The organism is candidate division WOR-3 bacterium (assembly GCA_039802205.1).
GTDB lineage: Bacteria > Hydrothermota > Tepidihabitantia > SM23-42 > JAOAFX01 > JAOAFX01.
In genome coordinates this window covers 1-22911 of record JBDRWD010000043.1, presented here as the reverse complement: position 1 = coordinate 22911, position 22911 = coordinate 1, and the positions used below count along the sequence as shown (strand labels likewise).

Annotated in this window: 18 protein-coding genes and 1 tRNA gene; 15 read left to right on the top strand and 4 right to left on the bottom strand. The window is 40.6% G+C overall.

The features are described 5' to 3' along the window. Positions 1–259 precede the first annotated feature (259 nt). From ABIL39_08870 to ABIL39_08845, 6 genes are all read left to right on the top strand, one after another. Positions 260–332: transfer RNA gene (locus ABIL39_08870), tRNA-Ala, on the top strand. Positions 333–349: 17 nt separating this feature from the next. Next, positions 350–895 carry an arginine decarboxylase, pyruvoyl-dependent gene (locus ABIL39_08865; protein ID MEO0166234.1) on the top strand — a complete coding sequence of 182 codons (546 nt, stop codon included), beginning with the start codon at positions 350–352 and terminating at the stop codon, positions 893–895. Between the two features lie 17 nt (positions 896–912). Beyond that, complete coding sequence (locus ABIL39_08860; protein ID MEO0166233.1) at positions 913–1992, top strand: hypothetical protein; 1080 nt, start codon at positions 913–915, stop codon at positions 1990–1992. Next, on the top strand, positions 1992–3497 hold the full coding sequence (locus tag ABIL39_08855) for a 5'-nucleotidase C-terminal domain-containing protein (protein ID MEO0166232.1): 1506 nt from the start codon (positions 1992–1994) through the stop codon (positions 3495–3497). Before ABIL39_08860 ends, ABIL39_08855 begins: the two co-directional genes overlap by 1 nt. A gap of 10 nt (positions 3498–3507) precedes the next feature. After that, entirely contained in the window at positions 3508–4713 is a 1206-nt protein-coding gene (locus ABIL39_08850; protein ID MEO0166231.1) for an endonuclease/exonuclease/phosphatase family protein, read from the top strand. Continuing rightward, complete coding sequence (locus ABIL39_08845; GenBank protein ID MEO0166230.1) at positions 4710–5510, top strand: hypothetical protein; 801 nt, start codon at positions 4710–4712, stop codon at positions 5508–5510. The genes ABIL39_08850 and ABIL39_08845 overlap by 4 nt, the downstream gene beginning before the upstream one ends. Here the strand turns inward: ABIL39_08845 and murJ are convergent. Next, complete coding sequence (gene murJ / locus ABIL39_08840; GenBank protein ID MEO0166229.1) at positions 5496–7052, bottom strand: murein biosynthesis integral membrane protein MurJ; 1557 nt, start codon at positions 7050–7052, stop codon at positions 5496–5498. The genes ABIL39_08845 and murJ overlap by 15 nt on opposite strands. Positions 7053–7217: 165 nt before the next feature. Here murJ and ABIL39_08835 point away from each other — a divergent pair, with 165 nt between their 5' ends. From ABIL39_08835 to ABIL39_08805, 7 genes are all read left to right on the top strand, one after another. Further along, positions 7218–9638: a homocysteine S-methyltransferase family protein gene (locus ABIL39_08835; protein ID MEO0166228.1), complete on the top strand. Its 2421-nt coding sequence runs from the start codon at positions 7218–7220 to the stop codon at positions 9636–9638. A 2-nt stretch (positions 9639–9640) separates the two neighbouring features. Further along, the gene (locus ABIL39_08830) at positions 9641–10480 is read left to right on the top strand and encodes a methylenetetrahydrofolate reductase (protein MEO0166227.1); all 840 of its coding nucleotides are present in this window, start codon (positions 9641–9643) and stop codon (positions 10478–10480) included. 38 nt (positions 10481–10518) lie between these two features. Further along, positions 10519–10848, top strand: a complete 330-nt coding sequence (locus tag ABIL39_08825) for a hypothetical protein (GenBank protein ID MEO0166226.1) — start codon at positions 10519–10521, stop codon at positions 10846–10848. Positions 10849–10914: 66 nt separating this feature from the next. Continuing rightward, entirely contained in the window at positions 10915–11088 is a 174-nt protein-coding gene (rd, locus tag ABIL39_08820; protein MEO0166225.1) for a rubredoxin, read from the top strand. Between the two features lie 83 nt (positions 11089–11171). Then, entirely contained in the window at positions 11172–11684 is a 513-nt protein-coding gene (locus tag ABIL39_08815; GenBank protein MEO0166224.1) for an RNA polymerase sigma factor, read from the top strand. Then, positions 11681–12223, top strand: a complete 543-nt coding sequence (locus ABIL39_08810) for a hypothetical protein (GenBank protein ID MEO0166223.1) — start codon at positions 11681–11683, stop codon at positions 12221–12223. The genes ABIL39_08815 and ABIL39_08810 overlap by 4 nt, the downstream gene beginning before the upstream one ends. Positions 12224–12244: 21 nt before the next feature. Next, on the top strand, positions 12245–12709 hold the full coding sequence (locus ABIL39_08805) for a Spy/CpxP family protein refolding chaperone (GenBank protein ID MEO0166222.1): 465 nt from the start codon (positions 12245–12247) through the stop codon (positions 12707–12709). An 8-nt stretch (positions 12710–12717) separates the two neighbouring features. On the opposite strand, the gene ABIL39_08800 is transcribed toward ABIL39_08805, so the two are convergent. Continuing rightward, a complete protein-coding gene (locus ABIL39_08800; GenBank protein MEO0166221.1) occupies positions 12718–14760 on the bottom strand; it encodes a glycosyltransferase in 2043 nt (680 codons plus the stop codon). A gap of 88 nt (positions 14761–14848) precedes the next feature. Here ABIL39_08800 and ABIL39_08795 point away from each other — a divergent pair, with 88 nt between their 5' ends. Next, entirely contained in the window at positions 14849–15274 is a 426-nt protein-coding gene (locus ABIL39_08795) for a hypothetical protein (protein ID MEO0166220.1), read from the top strand. A gap of 18 nt (positions 15275–15292) precedes the next feature. Here ABIL39_08795 and ABIL39_08790 read toward each other — a convergent pair whose 3' ends face one another. Continuing rightward, positions 15293–16468, bottom strand: coding sequence for a M23 family metallopeptidase (locus tag ABIL39_08790; GenBank protein MEO0166219.1), 1176 nt, complete (start codon positions 16466–16468; stop codon positions 15293–15295). A 132-nt stretch (positions 16469–16600) separates the two neighbouring features. Continuing rightward, positions 16601–17398, bottom strand: coding sequence for a formylglycine-generating enzyme family protein (locus tag ABIL39_08785; GenBank protein ID MEO0166218.1), 798 nt, complete (start codon positions 17396–17398; stop codon positions 16601–16603). A 128-nt stretch (positions 17399–17526) separates the two neighbouring features. Here ABIL39_08785 and ABIL39_08780 point away from each other — a divergent pair. Continuing rightward, a partial coding sequence (locus tag ABIL39_08780; GenBank protein ID MEO0166217.1) for an Ig-like domain-containing protein occupies positions 17527–22911 on the top strand: 5385 nt, incomplete at its 3' end.

Below are 22911 nucleotides of genomic sequence, written 5' to 3'. Positions count from 1 at the left end.
AAATTTGTTACCGCTAAATCTATAAATGTAAATAATTCTAAAATTACCTGGAATGGAAATGACAATAACGGAAGAAAATTACCTGCGGGTATCTATGTCCTAAGAATAAACGATGGAAATCGGATTGTAACTCAGAAGGCGGTATTGTTGCAGTAAAATAATCAGAAATAAACTTTAGCCCCTCTTATGATAAGAGGGGCTTTGTTTTTTTTATTATTGACATTTTATAAATTTTTGTTATAATCTTAAAATTTTTTATGGGGCAGTAGCTCAGTTGGGAGAGCGTCTCGTTCGCAGCGAGAAGGTCGCCAGTTCGAATCTGGTCTGCTCCATTTAAAAAGGGAAGAAAATGATCATACCAAAAAGGGTCTTTTTAACCAAAGGGGTCGGAAAGCATAAGGAAAAGCTGGCAAGTTTTGAATCGGCATTGAGGGATGCCGGGATTGCCCCCTTTAATATTGTCCGGGTGTCCAGCATCCTACCTCCCGGAGCGAAACTCGTGTCCAAAACAAAAGGCTTACAATACCTCTCACCGGGCGAAATCGTTTACTGTGTGATATCAGAATGCAGTACCAACGAACCACACCGGTTGATTGCTGCCAGTATCGGCGTGGCAATTCCGGCTGATCGTAATCAATATGGTTATCTTTCCGAATACCATTCCTATGGTGAGACTGAAACGAAAGCCGGCGATAAAGCTGAAGACCTCGCTGCCCAGATGTTAGCTACGACCCTCGGGGTACCTTTTGATCCCGACACCAGTTATGATGAACGGAAAGAACTCTGGAAGATTTCGACCAAAATCGTTAAAACCATGAATATAACCCAGACAGCAATCGGCGATAAATACGGGCTCTGGACCACGGTAATTGCCGCGGCAGTTTTAGTCCCATAAGAACCACAATTGTAAAAATGATTGTTTTTTGGTTTCTGATCGCATATACGCTTCCAGGAGTTTTAACTCAAGGTGACGCAGTTTTTTACTATGATGCCTCTTCCCTGGGACTGGGAGGAAATACTACTGTTTTGGAAAACGGTCTCAATCCTGCCGGGATGTGTTTAGCAGATGCAATCAGTTTAAAATTAGGTTGGGTTTTCTTCGAATGTCGGGAGAAGAGAGGCTTGAGGGTTTATGATAACTATGGTAATAATATCGGGATAGCAACGATTGCGGTTAATCAAATCACCATCCTGGACTTGGCTCCATTCAGTATAATGATCCCGCTCAAAAACTTGAGATTCGGGGTTAAGTATTACAAACTTTATGATTTCGGTTATTCATTTCATCATGAATACCGTGACAATTTTTATCAACTTGTGAAGATTGTGGATGATTCTTATGCGGGTGGTGTAAAAGCGCTTTCTCCCGGTCTTGGGTTGAGTTATAAGTCTTTAAATATCGCAGTAGCACAGGACCTTATCTACGGTTCAGCAAAGAGGGAGATGCGGATATATTATCCTCATGGAGAGGATTCACTTAAAAAGGAGGAGTGGTTTTTTTCCACTACTACATCCCAATACGGATTGATACTTAATATTTCGTATCACTTTCGTCTGGGTTATTTCTTTGAAAAGAATTTTTCCGCATCGGTTCAAGACACCACCTTACTCTATCCGGCGGGTCATAACTTAGGTATTTACTTTCAGCCACCGTACCGTGTCCCCACAAAATTCGTTGCTGAATTAAATTATAAACTATGGAGGAAGCGGATACTTTCTTATAAATTTGGTGTCGAACATAGCCTTCTTTCCGATTATGCAGTGCGTTATGGATTTTGCTTGTTACCAGATTACAATCAGCCTGCGATTTGGACAACGAGTTTGACCTTGGGTGTGGGTGGCAATTTTAAAAATTACCATTTTGATTTTGGTTTCATGTTGAGTAAAAGGGATTATGCTAATACCGATTTTGGAGGGTTAGGGATTGCTGAGCGACAATTTTTTGATGAGACCCAAAACCACTTTGTGTTTTCTTTCGGATTTAAATTGTAATGCCAGTAGCGGTTCTGGTTATTTTACTTTATACTGCAATCCCCGAACATATTTATGTTCTTTATACTAATGATATTGAGGGTGCACTCCTTCCCACTACCGCCTGGTGGATAAATCCATACTTTCCACCGCCGATCGGCAACGCTGCTGCCGCGGCATCATTTATTCGAGAAAAGAAAAGGGAGGCGGATAGCCTAAATTATGGTTTTCTCTTGCTGGATACCGGGGATATGTTTGTGGGTTCTCCGATTGGTGAGTTTTCACGGGGTCAGGCCGTGGTTGATTATTTTAATTATTGCGGCTATAATCTTCTTTCGCCCGGCAACCATGACTATGATATGGGGGTCGAGGTTTTCAAAGAGATCGTGAAAAATGTTAACGCCCAATTCATCTGCAGTAATATTGTCTACGAAGACACCTGGGAGAATGTAGAGTATCTCAAACCTTATACCCTGATTAATTTTGGTGAGCTAAAAATTGGAGTTTTCGGTCTGATCACCGAGTACATGAAGGGAATGACTACTCCTGAACGATTCAAAAATCATGCAGTTTTACCCGAGATCGAAACTGCCCGGCGCTATGTAGATACATTAAAAAGTAAAGGGGTGGATTTGATATTTGCCATGACCGGCATTGGTTTACGTCACGATAAACGCCTCGCAGAAAATGTGCCCGGTATTGATGTAATATTTGGTTCCCATAGTGCCACCGCTTTAGAAGAACCTTATGAAGATTCTATAAACCACACCATCATCTGTCAGAATTACAGCCATCTTACCAGTATCGGATTTTTGGATTTAAAAATTGATAAAAAAACTAAAAAAATTGTTGGCTACCAGGGTGCATTGATAGATCTTTTGAGCGACGAAGTTGAACTTGATACGATTCTGTTACAGAGATTAAAAAATTGGGAGAGAGAAGTCCAGAAGGGTTTTGATGAGGTTATCGGTTATGCCCGCAGGGAGTTAACCCGGGCGGGGTTTGAAGAATCGCCCATGGGCAATTTGATTACCGATGCCATGCGCGTATATTTTAATGCGGATATCGCCATCCATAACTCCGGTGGGATAAGGGCAAATTTCCGGAAAGGTGAGATAACCTACCGGGATTGTTATTATGTAGACGCATTATCCAATACCGCAGTTTTGATGAGAGTGACTGGCGAACAGGTAAGGAAGATTTTGGAAGTTGGTGTTAATGGCCGGCATGCGATATTTCAGGTTTCGGGCATAAGATTTAAGTATGATTCAAGAAAACCAATCAATGAGCGAGTAATAGAAATCCGCAGGGAAGATGGAAGTCTGTTGGATCCGGAAAAAGAATATTTGCTGGTGACGAATTCTTTTCTCGCTGCTGGAGGCGGTGATTATGCAGTTTTTAAGGAGGGAAGGGATATTCAGGATACTTTCACTTATCTGCGCAACATCATCGCCGATTATGTAAGAAAAAATTCACCGGTTGATAAAGGTGTAGAAGGCAGAATTATTGATGTTTCTCGTAAATAGCCTGAATTAGATGCGTTTCACTAAATACTTGATTCTTTTTTCAATTCTTTTCCCTTTTTGTTTTGCCGGACAGGTTAAGATTGCAACCTATAATCTTTTAAACTTTCCCGATGCTATGGGTTACGAGCGATTAAAATACTTTCGGGTGGTGCTTGATTATTTGAAACCAGATATCCTTGCGGTTCAAGAGCTGACGAGTGAGCTGGGTATGGAATTATTCCGGGATTCGGTTCTTAATTACCAAAGCAATGATTTTTCCCTGGTCCCCTTTCACGATGGTCCCAGCACTGATAATGGTTTATTCTATCGGCGGTCAAAGGTTGAATTCATTGATGCTCTTTACATTCCTACAGTCAATCGGGATATTGCTCGTTACCGTATGAGAATGAAGGATTCCAATAATGAATTTTATATCTTCTCCGTCCATTTCAAGGCAGATGCGGAGTGTGAACTTATTCGTCTGCAGGAGGCAACACGCTTAAGGAGTCACCTTGATTCCCTACTTCCATCGATCAGCTACCTTGTCATGGGTGATTTTAATTTTTATGGTAATGAATCGGGTTATAATCGGCTCATTGATAGTATTGAGACAAGCCCACGGGGATTGCGGGACATACTTCATTTTTCGGGTGTTTGGCATGACAATTACTCATATGCCTATGCCCACACTCAATCCACTCGGATCGAAGAACTACCAGATGGGGGTGCTGGTGGTGGACTGGATGATCGTTTTGATCTTATCTTATGTTCGCCCGATCTTCTGGATACCTCGGGACTTTTCTTGCCTCCAGAATCATATGTGATTCTCGGCAACGATGGAAGACATTTTAATAAATCCGTTAATGGAGGTATCAATTACGCGGTCCCGAGTGATGTAGCAAGGGCTCTTTACTTCGCTTCTGACCATCTTCCAGTTTCGGTGATCATCCTCGATGGTTCCCATTATTTACCGATAGTTGAAGAACCAACGATTTATCCCAATCCAATGCGTACCCAGGCTCACATTAAGTTACCCCAATTTGAGGATTTTTGCAAGGCGCGGATAATAGTCACCAATGTTCGAGGAAGAAGGGTTTTAGAACTCGAAAGCATCAATCCCTATACGATTGCTTTAAGCAGTGAGCATTTAAATGTGGGGATATATTTTGTTCACATCCAGATTGAAACCAAGTATGGTTTGAAAAATTTTCACACAAAACTTGCGGTCATAAGATGATAGTGCTCATTTTGCTAATGTATTACATGACCAGTTCAGTAGAGCTAACTCCAGGAATCATGGGTAATGGTATGGGAGGCATGACGGTACTGATGGACGAAGGGATACCAGTCTTTCACAATCCGGCAATAAATCATCAAAAGATTTTTAATTTTATACTGGGCAAATGGTTTTACGGAATTAATAATTTTACTTTCGGGGTTACCTATCAGAAAAATGCCCTGGCACTTTATTATTTAAATTACGGAGAGATCCAGGGTTATGATGAGTATGGCACCGCGACCGGTCGATTTGCTCCCTATGATTTGAACATTGGGTATGCACGCCGGGTAGGAGCCTGGGGTTTTTGTCTAAAAAATTTTCAGACGCGAATTGATACAGTTTTCTACACTGGGATTGTGGGTGGGATCGGTTTATATTCAAACTTCTCCCGGTGCGCATTTGGTTTGAAGGTTGACAACATCGGTGCCGAATTAATCCATTACGCCGCTGTTCCTTTAATCTTTGGTATAGGGATTAGATATGCCTTATTTGAAGAGGCAGATATTTTCTTTGAAATAAAGGGTAAAGATCTTGAAATCGGAGCAGGTTTTTTGTATCAATATGGATATCTTAAACTCCTCTCTGGGATCCGATACATAAAGCCCCAGGATTATCTAAAACAGGACTTCTTAAAGGATTGTTTGCTTACCGGTGGAGTTATGGTCTCCGTGAATGAATATGAGATCGGGTATGTGCTAATCATGAGTTCTTTTTCCAGTGCACACCAATTAGGTATCAAGTTAACGCCGGAATAATTGTTTAAGAATTTGTAAGGCTTCTTTTATTTTTAGGACCTGACAGTAAAGATAGAAAATAGTCAGCGCCAAAAACCCAGTGCCGATCAGTATGAATATCTGAATGAACAGACCTGGGCGAAAATTTTCGCACAAATAATTAAATGTCATTATCCCCACACCGGAGCCGACTGTTGAACCCACGGTTATTAAAGAGACAAATTTAATTAGTCTATGTAGATCGATTTTAGTTATTCTTTTTTGGAGCAGGGAAAGCAACAATCCAAAGTTTATACCAGCAGAAATAGAAGTTGCCAGCGCGATACCGCGAAAACTCATTAGTTTCATCAATGAATAATTCAGAGCCACGTTAATGATAATCGTTCCCAGGCTTACATACATTGGGGTTTTTGAATCTTTACAAGCATAAAAGGCAGTTGCAACATTTCGGAGGCCAGAGGCAAAAGGCACACCGAGGATATAGAAAATCAATGCGGCCGCGGTTGCATCGGTATCCATGGGGATGAACTTTCCACGTTCATAGACAATCCGACAGATAGGATGTGCAAAAAAAGCCGTGAAGACAGAACTGAAGATGGTGAGAAGGAAAACAAGTTGGAAGGAACGGGTGAGGGTGGCTTGGAATTCTTCCCAATTTTTTTCCACAACGAGTTGAGAAAGGGAAGGAAGAGAAACAACCCCCACGGCAATTCCGAAAAGCCCCAGAGGGAGGTGCATAATCCGGAATGCATAATGGAGATAAGTCATACTTTTTTCTTCAAGGAATGAGACCATCAACGTATCCACCATCACATTAATTCGGGAACTCGCCAGTCCGATGGCAACGGGAATGAAAAGATAAAACACTTTTCTTAATGCCGGATCTTTTAAATTCAGGTAAACCTGATAACGAAAACCATTTTTAATCAAAGCAGGAATTTGAGAACCGAACTGGAGCAGACCCCCCACCAGCACTCCATAAGCCATGCCGAATATCGGGTCAATGCCCCGGTGGATTAATGATTGATAAACCATCAAGGGAACGAGAATGGAAAAGATATTAAACCAGGCCGGCGCAACTGCCGGCACAAAGAATTTGTTTTCGGTATTGAGATAGCTCATTGCCCAAGCCGCGAGGGCCACCATTAAGAGAAAGGGCATGATGAGTTGTGTGAGATGGACGGTGAGTTCGGTTTTTCCAGGTATTTTAGCAAAGCCAAAGGCGATAAGCCGCACCAGTTGAGGGGCAAAGACAATGAATAAGAGGGTAATAGAACCCACCACCAAGAGTAATACATTGAAGGTATTGCTGGCGAGACGATTTTGATTAATCTTGCCTTTGTTTTTCTCTTCAGTCAATACGGGTATGATGGCAGAAGAAAGGGTTGTTTCGGCAAACAGATCTCGTAATAAATCGAGGAGGCGGAAGGATGCCTGGAATGCATCAGTCGCCGTACTGGCACCGTAAAGATAAGCAAATACCATCTCTCTGAATAAACCGGTCACCCGACTGATGGCAGTGCCCAATGTGAAAGAACGGACGCCCCGGGTAATATCGGCCATTGTTCCATTATATTTATAAATGTTAGGGTGTCAATGAAAACAAAAAATCCCTTTAATTTTTAAACTGTGGTACACATCCTTCTTAATATTTTCGGACTTGAATGCGGTGGGAGAAGAAGGATTGCCTCTTATTGACACTCCCGCTAAAATATATAAAATATCCGCATGGATCTAGCAAAAGTGTTAAAGAAAGAAGAAATTGTTATCCTTGATGGTGCTACAGGTACCAATCTGTTGGATAAAGGTTTGCAACCAGGTGAAGCACCGGCAGTTTTGAATTTAAAAAATCCAGAGGCAGTATACGAATTGCAAAGAACCTATATAACCCACGGGAGTGATATTATACTTACCAATACCTTCAGTGCCAACCCAATAAATTTCAAGGGTGAAAAGTATAAAGAGATTATCAAACAAGGGGTAAGAATTGCCCGCCGTGCTGCAGGTAGCAAAAAACTTATTCTGGGTGATGTTGGTCCATTAGGACTTATGCTTAAACCTTACGGTGCAGATGAATTTGAAGAGGCATTCAAAATTTACTACGAGATTTTTAAAACTTTTTATAATATGGGGGTGAATGCTTTCTTTATTGAAACCTTTAATTCCTTTATGGAAGCCAAGGCTGCTTTTCTTGCTGGCCGTGAGTTTTCCGATAATCTTTTGGTGAGTTTCACTTTTGAAGGTAATTATCATACTCTCTTTGGCGATACACCCCAGTCAATTGCGATCACTTTTGAAAAACTTGGAGCAAAAGCGATCGGGGTAAACTGCACCGAACCGGAAACAGCGCTGGAGGTCCTAAAGCGAATGAGCCAGGTAACTTCCCTTCCGCTGATTGCAAAACCGAATGCGGGGAAGGTAAAAATCGTCGGTCAGAAGGTGGTGAATTCCATCACCGATCAGGAGCTGGCAGAATATTTTGACGGGTTCATCAGAGTGGGTTGCCGTCTGGTAGGTGGCTGTTGTGGCACAAGCCCGCGGTACATTAAAATTCTTGCGCACCGAAAAAAGGCTCTTCTTAGCTCAGAAGGATTCATGAAGAATTATAAAGCCAATAAACAAAAAGTTGAATTCTATCTCGCTACACCTCGCCGGTGGACGAAGATTGATGCTCACTCCCTCTTGGTTGTTGGGGAACGGTTAAATCCTTCCGGGCGAAAAAAATTGAAGGAGAGCCTTGTAAAAGGTGATTATACAATTTATGGTGCTGAGGCAAAAGCTCAGGAAGAAGGTGGAGCGGATGCACTGGACATAAATGCTTTTGTACCGGAATTGAATGAGGTCGAAACCCTGACCGGTTGTCTTTATGAGGTGATGAAAAATTCCTCACTGCCCCTATTTTTGGATACCCAGAATTACCTTGCAGCAGAGAAAGCCATGAGGACATATCCGGGTATCGGGGTGTATAACTCCATTCCTGCGCGGGTGAAGGAACTGAAAAGATTCCTTCCGCTGGCAAAAAAATTCGGTTTCAAAGTTGTTATATCCCTGGTGGGTAAGAAAATTCCTCGAAGTTTAAAAGAAAGACTGGAGAACGCTAAACGAGCGATCAGTATTGCCCGGAGGTTGGATTTTCCATTGAGGGACTTGATTTTTGATCCCCTGATTTTTTCTTTTGCCACCAATCCTGAGCAGATAAGGGAAACCCTCCGGGCAGTGGAGGTGTTAAACAGGAAAGGATTTTTGACCATTTTGGGTATTTCCAATGTTTCATATGGTTTGCCTGAACGTAGTTTATTGAACGCCGCCCTTCTCACCCTCGCGGTCCAGGCTGGAGTTAATTTTATTATAGCAAACCCGCTTGATGCCCGGGTGATGGAGGCGTATAAGGCAGCGCGGACGATTATCAAGGGCGAACTTGATGGGTATCTCAAATGGGCTCAGAATAAACCCCAGCAAGCACTGAATCTCACTCCGCAGAAAGCAGCAGGGTTTAAATCCAAAGCACGAATTTCCGAGGTGAATGAGGGTTTGATTAAAGCAATAATTGAGGGTGATTTAGAAAAAGCCCAGGTGGAAGCCCACATGCTCTTGGAGACCGGGATTCCACCCAAGAGACTGATTGATGATTATATTTTTAAAGCCATGAAAAGAGTAGGGGAGTATTATGAACAGGGTGTTTATTTCATTCCGGATTTACTTAAATCCGCTGAAGCTACCAGGACTGTGCTCACGCTGATAAAAGAGCATATTGCCCGGATTCCGAAGAAAGAAAAATTTGGAACAAAAAAACGGATAGTGCTCGCAACCGTGAAGGGTGATATTCATGACATAGGAAAGAATATCGTAGCGATGGTCTTTGAATCTGCAGGTTATGAGGTCATCGATTTGGGTAAGGATGTGGCAGCACAAAAAATTGTTGAAGCAGTGAAAAGATACAGACCAATAGCGGTGGGTTTGAGTGCCCTTTTGACGACGACAATGCCGGAAATGGGGAGGGTGATTAAATTATTGAGAAGCGAAGGATTGAATACACCGGTAATCATTGGTGGGCCGAATGTCAGTCCGGAATTCGCCCGTCAGATCGGTGCCTGTGCTGCGGTCAATAATGCCTTCGCTGGGCTGGAGGTGTTAAAACAACTTGATTAATTATGTTGCGCGATAGGTTGAAAGAAAAAAAAGTCCTGACTTTAGAAGTACTTTTGCCCAACAGCATTGATACGCAAAATATCCTTAATGAACTCAAACCCTTTAAGGATTATGTTGATGCTTTTAACATTCCTTCAAACCCGCTTGGTAAGTTAAGACCTGATGCGTTATGTTATGCCCACATTCTCCAGGAGAACCTGCACATTGAAACGATACCCCATTTCGTTGCCCGGCATTATACACTTTTATCTTTTGAAAGTCAATTACTTGGTGCCCGAGCATTGGGTATTGAGAATATTCTCTGTGTTACCGGTGATTCACCGGTTGAAGGTCGGAGTATGTTTGAACTGAACTCTGCCAAACTGCTCGAAGTAGCCCGAAACTTGCGTCAAGGACTCACCTCGGCGCGCAAGGCGATTACACCGATTGATTTCTGTCTCTGCACAAGTTTTAATCCCAATGTTCCAAATCTCCAGGGCGAATTCATAAAAGCTGCGGAAAAAATCAAATGTGGGGCAGAGGTATTTTTTACTCAGCCCGTATTCCAGCCTGAAAAGTTTATCGAGGTCATTATTGAACTCCGGCAACGGTTTGGCGATATAAAAATCATCGCAGGTCTTTCTTTTTTGTATACAAAGAAAAGGGCTTTTGCACTTATGAAATTTCTGGGAATTCCGTATCCATATATTGCTCAGATTGAGGAGGTCGACGAAACCGAACTGCTTTTCGCTACCGCTCAGAAGTTGAAAGACTATGTTGATGGCTTTTATGTGATTCCGATTGGTAAGTACGGGAATGGTTTTACGCTGGTCAAAAAAATCCGTGCTATTTTTAAACAATAATAGTATTGACACCCTGTCGTTTATTGTTATAATCACCTATGAGAACTTACGCCCTTTTCGGGTTAACGATTGGGTTAGTCGTCGTGGGTATCATTGTTTACCGTGCAGGAGTTATTTATACCCGGGGCACGAGAGAAGCACAACACGCGGTGGCACCACCGGAAAAAGCCCGTAATTTAGACTGTCAGCTGCGAATTAAAAAGATCCAAGACGCAATTCAACTTTATTTTATTGAGAATGGAAAATATCCGGAGCAATTGAGTGATTTAAATGATATCCCCGGGAGTGAGACTTTCTGTCCGATAACCGGTCAGCCGTATCAGTACGATTATCGGACCGGAAATGTCTTTTGTCCTCAGCATCGGTGATTATGCTGTTGTTTATTGACAGAGTAAAATTCTTAAATATAATAAACTGTTTTTAAAGGAGGTATGATGGGCAAATGGCAATGCACAATCTGCGGATATATCTATGACCCCGAGTATGGGGACCCCGATAATGGTATTGAGCCGGGCACCCTTTTTGAGCAGCTGCCCGATGATTGGGTGTGCCCTGAGTGCGGTGCAGAAAAAGAACAGTTTGAACCATATACTGAAGAAGAGTATTAGCGCCATCAGCACCGGAAGTTAAAAATTTCACCATCTTCGAAAGCCTTTTAAACCCAGGACCTATCTCTCAGCGTCAAAATTAAATGAATGATGAAGATCTTTTGCTTATTGAACGCTATAATCAAGGGGATGAAAATGCCTTTGCAACTCTTTTTGCAAAGTATCAGCGGTCTATTTATGCCATTTGCTACCGGTTTGTGCGTAATGAAGAAGATGCCCGGGAACTTACCCAAGAAATTTTCATCAGAATTGCGCGGGGTATCAAACATTTTAATAAAAAAAGCAAATTCTTTACTTGGCTATATCGGATTGCAGTCAATACCTGTATTTCATTCAAACGGAAATATCGTGAGACAGAAGAATTCAATGGTTCAATGTCGAATATCCCTCCCCAGAACCTGATTTTGAAAAAAGCGATAGATGATGCTCTGGCAAAATTACCCCCGCGCCAGAGGATGGCTTTTATCTTGCGTCATTATGAAGGTTATACTTTCGAAGAGATAGGAACGATAATGGCTATCTCCACGGGTGCTGCCAAGGCCAATCATTTTCAGGCAATTCGTAAATTGAGGGTTTTATTAAAGGACTGGTTATGAAAGATTGTCCCCAAAAAAGTTTGATACTTGAATATTGCGAGAATTTGCTTTCTCTACAAGCTCGTTCCCTTTTTGAGAAACATCTGAAGGAGTGCTCCCAGTGTAAGCAAGAGTTAGAGGCATTAAAAAAGCTTTACGAATTAATGAAGCACGATGAGGTGGTGATGCCGGAACCTGAATTTTTTGAGAGACTGAAGGCTAATTTGTCTAAAAAGGAAATTTATTTACGAAAACCAATAGGCAGGATTTTGGGATTACTAGCTCCAGTGCTGAGTCTTATTATCTTCTTTATTTTATTTAGCCCTGAGAAGGAACGAATCATTGAAATTTCTATTTCATCACTGTCTTTAACACAGGACGAAGATTTAAATAGCCTGCTTCTGGAAAGAATTGTTGATGATGAGTTAGTTGATAAATTTAAACAATTGGAAGATTATATCAATGGAGAATCAATACAAATTTTACAGGATTTGAATCCTACGGAAAAAAAGGAATTTATTGAAATCCTGATACAAAAATATGGAAAAGAATATCTTTAAAAACAACGATGAGGAGGTTTCATGAAAAGAATTGTGTTGTTTGCTTTTCCGGTGCTGTTAATCTTTGCCCAAGTAAGACCTGAGGAGAAAGATCCACGCGAGATAATTGAAAAGGTTAGAATATATAAACTGACCGAAGAACTTGATTTAACCGAAGAACAGATGACAAAATTATTCCCAAAACTGAAAGCGATGAGAAAGGATGAACAGGAATTTTATCGTCAGCGTGGGACATTGATTAAAGAACTGAAAAATCTTCTTGATGAAAAAGCGGATGAAGGGGAGATACTGAAGATTTTGAACAAATTGCAAGAATTGCAGAAAAAGCGTCACGAAACCCAGCTAAAAGAATTTGAAGAAATCCGTCAGATATTAACCCCTATTCAGCAGGCAAAGTTTATAATCTTTCAGGAAGAGTTTGAAAGAGAAATCCGGGAGCTTATAAGAGAAGTAAGAAGGCGACGGGATTTATCACCCGATAGGTAAAAAACTTGCTAAAAGATGGATTTGATAAGAATCTGTAGATCAGTTATCAATGTGCGGTTTTTTAGATAATACAGATTATAGTAGTCCTTTTCCTGAGCTGTAAGTTTTCTGTTTTTTTCCCGTGACTTTATCTGAACAAGGCCGGTGATACCGGGTTTAAAGGCTGGTCTTTCTCTTTCACCAATTTCGATGATTTCACCGCCTACCAGCGTCAAATTCCCTTTTAATACTCCAAAATACAGAGGCAACTTTCGTAAAAAGGGCAATCCTCCGTCAAAGATACTAATCTCAGTTATTCCACCATTTTCTTTATAGATTTTTTTTCTCTCCAGACGCGCTCCTCCGATAAAGTTAAGAAGAATAAAAGGTGCAGAAGTTAATATTACGATGAGTGCAAAGACAATATCCAGCATTCTTTTGGCGACCAGGTCAATCGGGTCATAGGAACTCACAAAGTCTAAGAGTGGAACCGCTTCAATTTCGTCGACGGAAGATTTTGCAATGATATATTCAAGTTCATGGGGCACGATACGGAAGTTTACACCCGTGCCATGGGCATAAGATATTGTTTCCAAAATTTGCTTGTTGCTCAGCCGGTCGCTGGAAAATATAACATCATCAATTTTTTGGATTTTTATGACTTCGCGGATGTTCTCAATGGTGGAGAGGACTTCTGTTCCATCAATCTCTTTGCCTACATTCTTTTCATCAAAATCGACGAATCCACAAATCTCGTAGGGAATGTCAGGTCGGGCTCTTAATTTTTTGAGAATGCGTAGCCCCTCTTTACCTGCACCCACGATGATTGTCCGGCGTAACTTTGAAAGGGGATGTTTAATCGCATGGGGTCCTAACCAGCGGTAAAATAAACGCCAGCCACTCAAAAGAAGGATGATGAGAAGTGCCGCAATTAGGATTACCACCCTGGAATAAGCAAACTGTTTAAAAAAATAGGTGAAAGTCGAATTCAACAAAAAACCAATGATGGTCCCCCCGAGCAGAGGTTTGAGATGATATTTTTTTCTTCCCTGGTAGCAACCGGAAAGATAAATACTCAAAAACCATACAATCGTGTAGATAGGAAATATAACTCGAAACCTCATAAGGTGGTAATGTGGTAACCATATTTTGATGGCTAAAAATATACTCAGGATTGTTAATAAAAAATCCAACAACGGAGCAGCGATGATCTTGAAAAAAGAGATCAGGTAGGCGAGATACGCCCGTAGATATATTCCTAATTTTAGAAAAATTTTAACAAATGTTGAATAGTGGTCCTGGAAATGTTTATCGATAAATATCAGCATTGAAGAATAAAAATTGGTGATATAAGAAAACTCACCTTTCTTGGTGCTTTCGCCTTTGTAATGAATTGCCTTAGTGCGCGGAGTATAGTATATTTTCCCCCCAGCTTTTTTTATCCGGTAGCATAAATCAATATCTTCACCATACATGAAGTAATCTTCATCAAAAAAACCAATATGTTTTAAGACTTCTTTGCGGACCATCATTAAGGAACCGGAAAGTACTTCTACTTCGCACTCTACATCGGGGGAAAGATAGGTTAAGTTATAACGTCCAAAAATTCTACTGCGTGGGAAAATTCTACTCAATCCGACAATCTTCGTGAAGGCTACCCAGGGGGTTGGAATACTCCGCCGGCAGGCGGCTTGGAATGATCCATCTGGATTTATCAATTTACAACCCACAGCACTCACCTCGGGATGTTCATCTAAAAAATTTTTTAAGGTGACAAGAGTATCTTCTTGAATCAGGGTATCTGGATTTAATATCAACACATATCTGCCCCGGGCAATCCGGAGTGCTTGATTATTGGCTTTTGCAAAACCTAAATTTCGATGGTTTTCGATGAGAATCACATTTGGGAATTTCTTTTTTATCATTGCCTGACTGCCATCAACTGATGCGTTGTCTACAACGATTATTTCAATATCAAGATTATGTTTCGCCCGCTCAATAGCCATTAGACATTGCTCAAGGAAGTGGCGCACATTGTAATTAACAATGACAACGGAGATTGCGGGTTCCATCAGGGTATTATAGAGATTTAACCGGGATTGTCAAGGCTCCCACTCCAAGGAGACTTGACTTATTTTTGGATTTTAAATATACTTAACCATGGATCAAAGAACCGAGACCAACCGGGTTGTGTTGCATTATAAAAATGGAAGTATTGCCAAGGGCATGACACATGATTTTGTTCCGGAAAAACCCAAATTCCATCTCATCCATCAGGATGGAAATATCGAAGAAATACAGACGGAGTCCTTGAAGGCTGTTTTCTTCGTCAAAACCTATGAGGGTAATAAGGATTATCAGGAAGTAAAAGGATTTAGTAAAATCGATCCGGTGACATTCCGAGGCATGAAGATTAAAGTCACTTTTTTCGATAACGAAGTAGTCTATGGGGCTACGATGGGTTATAATAAAAACCGAAAGGGATTTTTTGTTTTTCCTGCAGACCCAGATAGCAATAATATCAGGATCTATGTTGTAACCAGTGCCGTGAAGGATGTAAAACTTGGCAGTCAGGCTGAATTGTGATTGATGGTTAAATTGGCATTACCGGTTAGAACTTGATTTTACCAAATCGCCTTTTTTTAAATTAACACCACCTGGTATCCAATATCGAGGATCAGTAGGAATTCGGTTGACCATAACCTGGAAATGCAAGTTAGGCCCTGTGCAAATGCCAGTTTTACCAAGTTCCCCAATTTCGGTGCCGATTGCTACGGTGTCGCCTTTCTTTACATAAATCTTATCGAGATGGAGATAAACAGTATGAATTCCTTGACCATGGGCGAGGACGACACTTTTACCATGGGCTTGTAGTTCTTCAGCCATGACGACGATTCCTGTATTTGCGGCTACCACTTTCACTCCGGGGTTATTGGCAATATCAATGGCCTTATGCGACCATTTGTCTAAATCTTTGTTATAGCGGCGTGGTCTGCCATAGAGCGAAGTGATTATTCCATCACAGGGCCAGATAAAATCCCCATTGATTAAAAGCGTAGGAAAATCGGTGGTGTAAGCCTTATAAAAGTATCGAGCGTTTTCGTATCTTAACATTTCCAAGATTTCCTCAGTGAGGATAGAGATATCCAGTTCAATAGTATCTTCATAGGCAAAATCCCCTGGTATTATACGAAAAGGAAGTTTCAAAATTTTATTTTGGTCATCTTCGGAATACCTAAAAATGAGGTAATGTTGGCCGGTATCGGCATCCATAGGCACAGCAAGGATGGTTTTATAAAGATTTTCCCCTGCCAGATATAATTCATAGTTGCGTTTTAAAAATTTTATTTGCGGCTTTGAGATGGGACGGGTGCTTGATACAAGTAAAGTGGCGATTTCACCCTGTTTATATATTTTTTTATTTAGTACAATCTCCTGAATCAATACAGTGTAGAGAGTGTCAGCCACCTTTGGTCCTGGCATAATTTTGCTTTCGGCATCGGTTATTTTTCTGCCTAGAGGTAGTGTTACTATGTTATTTTGTTTCGGGAGGAAAGAGGAATGGAAATAGATAATGGAAGGCTCGGCTAACTTAGGATAAATTTCAGTAATGAATTCTATCCGCCTTTTTGTAGGGAGAATTCTTTTTTCTAAAGAAATACCTTTATTACATCCGTTTTCCGCCTTGGTGGTATCCGGATGATTGTTTACTACATCTATAATTCCTGGCCCTGCCAATAAGATTGAAAAAAATAAAATAAGTCCATAAATTGTTTTCATTCTTTCCTTTTATACTTTTTATATTTTACTAATAGATTTCATTATGTCAATACCCATCCTGTCTAAAAATGAATAACCTCCAGCGTCCCGATTTTTACTTATTAGGTGTTAAGTTCGAAAGGCTTCAAGAATTTAGGGCTTTTTGCGATAATCTTTAACGCACCGGAATCCGTAGTATTTATCCTGAACGAACGGTTTTAAACCCAATCGGGCAGCACACCGTAGATGTCGAACATTAATAGTCAGCCATGAACCACCACGCAAGACACGCTGATAGCCTGAGTCAGGACCTGTAGGATTTACTGCCGGACCTATTTTATAATAGGTAGTATCATAAAAATCGTTGCACCATTCCCAGACATTTCCGGCCATATCGTACAATCCGAAATTATTAGGAGGGAATTTTCCTACGGGCGCGGTATATTTGTAGCCATCTGCTTCTAAATTGCCATGAGGTGCATAATTGCATTTTTGGTAAGGTGGTTCATCACCCCAGGGAAATTCTTTTTCGTTAAGACCACCTCTTGCGGCATATTCCCATTCGGCTTCGGTAGGCAATCTCTTGCTAGCCCATTTGGCATAACTGATGGCGTCCCAATAACTCACACCTACAACTGGTTGATCAGGTTTATTTAAAGTACTGTCATTGATAAATGGGGGTTTAGGATGGCCAGTAGCTTTTACAAATCTCAAATACTGGAGATTGGTAACTTCAAATTTATCCATGTAAAATGTATCTACCCAAACCCGGTGTTTAGGATTTTCCCCTACAGAATCGGAACCCATAATAAAAAAACCTCCGGGAATTAAAACCATACCTTCTGGTTGTGGGATAACAGGATTTTCAGGAGTTATAATCGGTTTCTGTTTGCCACAGGTAACAACGCAAGACAAAATGAAAAGATAAATAATTTTTTTGAATGCCAGCATTAAGAATTATAATCAAACCGGTTGCCAAGTCAAGGAAGAGAAGATGAGTGACGGAAAAAGCATATGCTTTCAAACAAGTATTGAAATAATTTTTATTTTGGTTATAATTCATTTAATAGGAGGTTTAATTGAAGAGGTTTTCTATTTTGATCATTATCTCCCTGTCCTTTTTTGTATTCTGCCCTCAAAAAAATAAGCAAAAGAAAATTGATATCACCACCCGGCAGATTGTTCAAGGTATGGAGATTCCATTGAAAATTACGCACATTTCGCCGATAGGTCAAGTGGAAGGGTCGTCAGAGACATTCAAAATTCTTGTGGGTTTTAATCAGGCAATGGCACCGGTACAGGCAATACCCAGAGAAGAGACTTCAGGACCGCTTGAATTCAATCCACCCATAAAAGGTAAATACCGCTGGCTCGGTTCAAGGACTTTGGCATTTATCCCTTCGGATACCTTACAGCCTGCAACAGAATTTACTGTTACGCTAAAAAAAAATAAGATTCAATCCCTAACCGGGATGTGTCTTGAACGAGATACCTCCTGGAAATTTGAGAGTGTGAGACCAACTTTGCTCAGCTCCAAACCATATGATGGTTCAAATTTTATTGATTTAAAATCCCCGATTTACCTTTATTTCAATCTTGAAATGGCACCAGAAAAGGTGCGGGATAGGATAAAGATATTTGCTACATATGGGCAACCTTCTTATGTCTATTGTGGTGGCAAGGAACCAAAAGATGCGCCTTACAAGGAAGAGATTCCATTCAGCATAAGAAAACTGCAGGATAAGGAAAAAACAGATTGGCCATTAAAGGATTGGGATAACAATAAAACACTGGTCCTTGTGCCTACAAGGGCTTTTCCCCAGGAGGCATTGATTGAAGTCAATATTTTTCCAGGTCTGCTTGCAAAAGTTGGTAATCTCGGCACAAATCTTGAGCACACCTTAACATTCAATACCTATAACTATCTTTCACTTATCAACTATGTCGAATATATCCCCGGTGGATATCCTTTAATTTTGTGTTTTTCAAATCCGGTTACCCATAGCGAAGTGATAAAAAATATTTCTTTTAATCCACCCCTTGATTCAATACCAGAGCATTACACACAGGAGACATACCCTGAAACCCGTATTTACCTTTATCTGCCATTTAAATTAAATTCGACATATCGCGTTAAGATATCAAAGAATTTGAAGGATAAATTTGGGAATAATCTGGATAAGGATTATGAATTTACACTCAAAGTTGGTGATTATATTCCATTCGCAGAAATTCCTGAGGGAATAAATATTGTTGAGAGATACAGTGATTTAAAATTTCCGGCAACATTTGTTAATGTTGATAGTGTTTATCTGGAAATGGGGCTTGTCAGCCTTGAGCGTGCGATTCCATTCTTGAATGAAAGGAGAAACTTTAACGCCTATGAGAAAATAAATACCCCTGGTTTATTCAATGTCTCAAAAATGTGGCGGGTTGATTCTTATAAAAAATACCGGAATAAAAAGATAAGATTCCCGATAGAATTAAAAGAGGCGCTTGGTGAAAAGAATGGTGGATTGGTCTTTATTCAGTTTGATAATTTTGGACAATACGGTGATAATCCTGGGTATCGCTATCTCAAGGCATTCTGTGAAGTCAATGACCTGGGTGTCACATGGAAGTATTCACCTGAGAACAATCTTGTCTGGATAACTTCTTTGAATAACACTGTGCCTTTGAATAATGCCTTGGTTCAACTCCGTGATGATAAGAATCAAGTTCTGGCACAGGGTTATACCGATGCAAAAGGATTTGTGGAGCTGCCGGGCTGGGCGGAGTTAAAGATCTCACCGGAAAGGCAGACCTATGAATACGAAAGTGAATATGAGATGGAATCATATACAACTTATTATGAGCCGAAATTCTGGCTCACGGTTTCAAGAGGAGAAGACCTTGCGGTATATTCAAATCAATGGAATTTTGGCATTGACCCCTGGCGTTTTGATATTTCATATGTTTGGAGCATCAGGTCTGAAGAATATGGCTGTTATATCTTCACCGAAAAGGGATTATACAAGAATGGTGAGACCGTTCACATCAAGGGGATTCTGCGCAAGAAAAAGAGGGGTGAATGGATACTTCCGGATATAAACAAAGTTGGATTCGTCGTAAAAAATTCAAGGGATGAGACGATTGTAGATGATACAATTAATGTCAATCAATATGGTTCATTCTTCAGGGACGTCTGGATACCTGAAGACGCACCAACCGGCTATTATTCAATCAGTGTTAATCTGCCCAAAAAAGATTATAGTTTCTATCATTCATTCCGGGTTGAGGCATTCAGACCTGCAGAATTTGAGGTCAAGGCATATGCGGAAAGGGATACTTTTATCGCTGGCGACCAATTCAAAGGTCGGGTAGAAGGAAGATATCTCTTTGGTATGCCAATGACGAATGCGGAAGTGGAATGGGTTTTATACAAAGACTATTATTATTTCTCACTACCCCATTACAAAGGTTACAATTTCAGTACGGGCTATGATTATGATATTCGTGGTGTTCTTGGTTCAGGCAGGGGAAGACTTGATAATCAGGGGAAATTTTCAGTCGTTGCTAAACTTCAACCAAAAGACATCAAAACCCCTTCTATGATTACTCTTGAAGGGACTGTGGTCGCACCAAATAAACAGACCCTTTCTGGAAGACAGAACTGGCTTGTATTTCCGGCAAATTTGCTTATAGGTATTAAGAAGGCAAAATATTTATATACAATCAACGAGCCGGTTGAGTTGAGTTTGATAACAATTAGACCATCGGGTGAAAAAGTTAGTAATAAAAAGGTGGAGCTTAAATTCGTAAAGGCAGAGTGGAAATCAATTAAAAAGGCAAGACTCGGTGGTAGATATGAATGGGTTTCTGAATATGTTGAAACTGAGATAAAAAAAGAACAGATTACAACCCAGATTGATTCCAATGTAATAAGATTCAAACCAGATAAGCCAGGTTATTATTATGTGGAGGCGATTGCCAAAGATGAAAAAGGAAGGCAATCTTATAATAAAGCCTATTTTTATGTGGCGGGACCGGGTTATGCTGGCTGGCAAATGCGTGATGATGATATGATTGAACTGGTTGCCGACAAAGATATGTATCAGGTTGGTGATACCGCAAGGATTTTAGTAAAGTCACCTTATGATTCAGCAAATGCCCTGATAACAGTTGAAAGAGAATTGATATTGCGTAAGTGGACAAAGAAAATAAGGGGAAATGCGGATTATATTGAGGTTCCAATTAAATCCATTGACTTACCCAATATTTATGTATGCGTAATGCTATTGCGTGGCAGGGTTGAGGATTTATCCTGGGATGAAGAGAAACAGGAAGATCTGGGCAAACCACAATTCAAGATTGGCTATGTGAATCTGAAGGTTGATACAAAGGAGAAACATCTTGTTGTAAAAGCACATTCAGACAAAACAGAATATCGTCCACGGGACAGTGTTACCGTATTTTATGAAGTAAAAGACTATTTGAATAGGCCAGTAAAGAATTGTGAACTAAGTTTATTTGTCGTTGACCTCGGCGTGCTTAATTTAATTGCCTTCAAAACCCCTGAGCCATTTGATTATTTTTATGGTACTAGGCCTCTCTCGGTAAAGACGATTGAATCACGGTTGAATATCCTCGGTGAAAGGAGTTATGGTGAGAAGGGTGAAGAAAGGGGCGGCGGTGGTGCTGGTGAAGGTATCCCGTATCGTGAGAAATTTATCTCAACGGTATACTACAAAGGTGACTTAAAGACCGATGAAACAGGCAAGGGTAAAGTAAAGTTTGTTCTGCCTGATAATCTCACGAAATTCAGGATTATGCTTGTTGCCCAGACAAAGAATAGTGAATTCGGTTCAGCAGAATCCACATTTGTAGTAAATCTGCCATTTATAGTTTCAGGCTCTATTCCAAGATTCTGCCGGGTTGGCGATAAGTTCTCAGCCGGTGTTGTTTTGCATAATCGGACGAATCAGGAAAATAATGCAAGTGTAGAATGTAATATAGAAGGTCTTAAAATGCTCGGTGGTAATAAAAAGAGTGTAAAATTGCCACCCAATACGAGCAAAGAGGTTCTTTTTGACTTTGTTGCCGAAAAGACTGGCAATGCAGTATTCAAATTCAATGCGAGTATGGGGAATGAAAAAGATGCACTAAAACTTTCTATACCGGTTAAATCGCCGCCATTTGTTGAAGCAGTGGCAACATTTTCTTCAACCACTGATTCGTCACTTGAAGGAATTATCGTGCCCGATAATATCTATGAAAATACCGGCGGCCTTGAGATACTGCTATCATCCTCGGTCCTTGCCGGGATGAAGAGGGATATTGAGCATTTGCTTGACTATCCTTATGGCTGTCTTGAACAGAGACTATCAAGGATTCTGCCACTCATTGTTGGTGAAGAAATAATTAATCAATTCAAACTCGCTCCGGTCACGGGCAAAGAATTAAGGGATTCGGTCCAGAAGGTCCTCGATGAAGTTCCGCAATATCAGACATATAGTGGTGGATTTTTGTATTTCAAAGAAAGTTGGTATCCCTGTCCGTATCTCTCCGCATATACAATGTATGTTTTAAAAAGGGCAAGCGATGCTGGATACAAGATTGATTCAAGGGTTATTGAAAAGGGAAAAGAATATTTGAAAGGCATCCTGCGCTGGGAGGAAGTTGACTGGACATATCCTTATAATGTTTATGAAAAACTGACGACAATGTCATTTTGCCTGTATTCATTGAGTATCTGGGGTGAAATGGGCGAGGCAGGTTATGCAAACAAACTCTTTGACAGGAGAGAACAGATTCCAGTCTTTGGAAAGACTTTATTATTGAAGGCAGGAAGAAAGTTCGGTCTTGGTCCGCGATTTGAAAATGAACTCGTTCGGGCGATAACAAACAAAATTAAACTTTCGCCAACGAGTGCCCATTTTGAAGAAGATGAACTTCGGGGCTGGACATTCCCTTCGCCGGCAAAGGTGACCGGCTTTGTGACTCAGACATTCACCGAACTTGATATTGACTTTCCGTATAAAGACCAGACGATAAAGTGGCTCGTCCAGGAACGTTCCAAAAAGACTAAACCCACGACCCATGAGAATGCCTTTGTCTTTGATGCCTTCCAGACATACTACAAAAAGTACGAAAAAGAAGAGCCGAATTTTGTAGCAAAGATTATTCTTGGCGAAAAAGAAATTCTCAAAGAGACCTTCAAGGGCAGGACCAATGAGCCACCAAGAAGATTTCTATTCTCACTTGATAAGATTGAGAAGAATAAGTTATTGCCTTTAATGGTCTCAAAACAGGGAACAGGAAGATTATACTATACTTTGCGAATGTCTTATGCATACAAAGAAAATCCGATTGCCTTTGATGAAGGATTCTATTTGTGGAAAGAGATACTGACCCTTGATGGGAAACCTGTGAATAAATTCAGAAGGGGAGAGGTATATAAGGTCGTGCTACATATCGTTGTGCCA